Annotated in this window: 2 protein-coding genes; both read left to right on the top strand. The window is 49.9% G+C overall.

The genetic code is table 11. The features are described from left to right. On the top strand, positions 1-1,017 hold a 1,017-nt coding region (locus AAH187_RS17245), incomplete at its 5' end, for a radical SAM protein (protein ID WP_342349723.1). Between the two features lie 88 nt (positions 1,018-1,105). Further along, positions 1,106-1,495, top strand: a complete 390-nt coding sequence (locus tag AAH187_RS17240; RefSeq protein ID WP_342349722.1) for a hypothetical protein — start codon at positions 1,106-1,108, stop codon at positions 1,493-1,495. Positions 1,496-1,918: the final 423 nt, after the last annotated feature.

Raw genomic sequence — 1,918 nt, 5'->3', positions numbered from 1 at the left:
GTGGATATTCCTTACCTGACGTCTATTTTTCCACAATACCGTGAATATATCGGCGAATGCATCGGCGTGCAGAGCAAACGCGGCTGTCCGTATGATTGCGCCTTTTGTCTCTATCCGTATATTGAAGGCAAACGGGTGCGCTACCGCCCGGCGGAAAATGTGGTGAAGGACATTGCCCAGTATTACCACCAATGGGGAGCCAGACGGTTTTGGTTTACCGACGCGCAGTTCATCACCGGCAAAGATGCATATCCCCAATGTACGGAAATCCTGGAGCGAATCATCTCTCAGCAATTACACATTGAATGGTCCGGATACGTCCGAACCTCCCTGATTAATCCAACGTTGGCCAAGCTGATGGTGCAATCAGGAGTGGGAGATTTGGAAGTCGCGATCACGGCGGGCTCGCAAAAAGTCCTGAACAGCATGCATATGGGCTTTAAATTGGAGCATTTGTATGACGGATGTCGGTATCTCAAGGAGGCAGGGTTTAACGGGCGGGTCATTCTGAATTATTCTCTGAATTCCCCGGATGAAACAGAAGAGACTCTCCTCCAAAGTATCGAATCCTACAAAATGGTGGCCTCGATATTGGGAGAAGACCGGGTATTTCCCTTGATGTTTTTCTTAGGAATCCAACCCAATACGGATTTGGAACAACGTCTATTGTCGGAAGGTTATTTATCGAAGGGCTACAACCCGCTCAGTTTGACGCCTTGGAACATCAAAAAGATGCTGTACAATCCGGCACCGCTTAACAAGATCATCGCCAAGGCGTGTCTGGCGGCCTGGGGTCGGAAGCATGGGTCGCAGGATCCCCGTCCCTGGTCAGGCAGCTTGAGCCAGAGCGCGACGCAACAGCAGGGGCATGCTTATGCCGATACCAGTTTGTCTAAAGGTTTTGAAACCAACTCCGGCCGTGATGCCCTTTTGACTTTGGAAGAAATTCTCCGTTCCCGCCGTCCTGCGGGCTCCCCACCGCTCTCCCCTGCTCCCGAACCAAATCCCTCGCGGTAATTATTAAGATATTTGAGTTGATGATAGATAGCGGGTTTCGGCCTAGCAGCCGACGTCCTTATGGTTCCGAAAAAGGACAAAAAAACCAATGAACCTTGGCGTCGTCCAGGGGGTGCCCTGTGCTGCTCACCTTCGCCACACTAAAAACAAATCGAATAGAAAGCAAAATCGTTCTGCACCATTCTATGGAATAGCCAGTCATACATGGGAACGGTCCGATACAATGAGAATAATGACAATTCCATCCACCATGGGGAAAATATGTGTTTGGGGCTTATCCCTTGTTTTTACAGGAATAGCTGTCTGGGTAATGTTGGTAAGCTTACTTGTTGTCAGGGGAAGTTGGATGCAGGAATATAGCTGGGATGAAATGGATTGGGATAAAGATGGCTCAACTTCAATTTCCGAATTTCTTAAAAGCTCGGATATTGGGAAACGTCCCTATACCGAAAACGCAGTTGATTGTATTGAATACTAATCGATGAAAAGTGGATTGCCAATTAATATCGTTTGCCCTGGGAATCCTTGTTGAATTTTATAATCGCCGGGGTTCGGCCCGGTAGCTGAGGTCCCTTCGAGAGGCCTCAGGACAAGCCTTTTGGATGGGCAAAAGGACCCAAAACCCCTGACCCCCGTCCGGCCTCATCCGATTGGGAGGACGCAACCCATAAGTGAGGGCGGACCGACTCGCTTCGCTCAGACAAGGCCAGCCGGTTTTTTCGAGCGTCCACCCAGAGGGCCGGGCGGCATGGGTCGAAGAGGGGGAACAATTGGGTTTGAAGGGCCTTGAGAAATCCAGGCCGCCATTCAGCAGGTGCGAGAGTGTTGCGGGCATTTACCAGTTGGTCGGTAACTGATCAAGAAGATTTCGGCAATTCTCTTAGAAGGACTGTCATTCCTA

Source organism: uncultured Nitrospira sp. (assembly GCA_902500695.1).
Taxonomy (GTDB): Bacteria; Nitrospirota; Nitrospiria; order Nitrospirales; family UBA8639; genus Nitrospira_E.
This window is presented reverse-complemented; position numbering and strand designations above follow the sequence as displayed.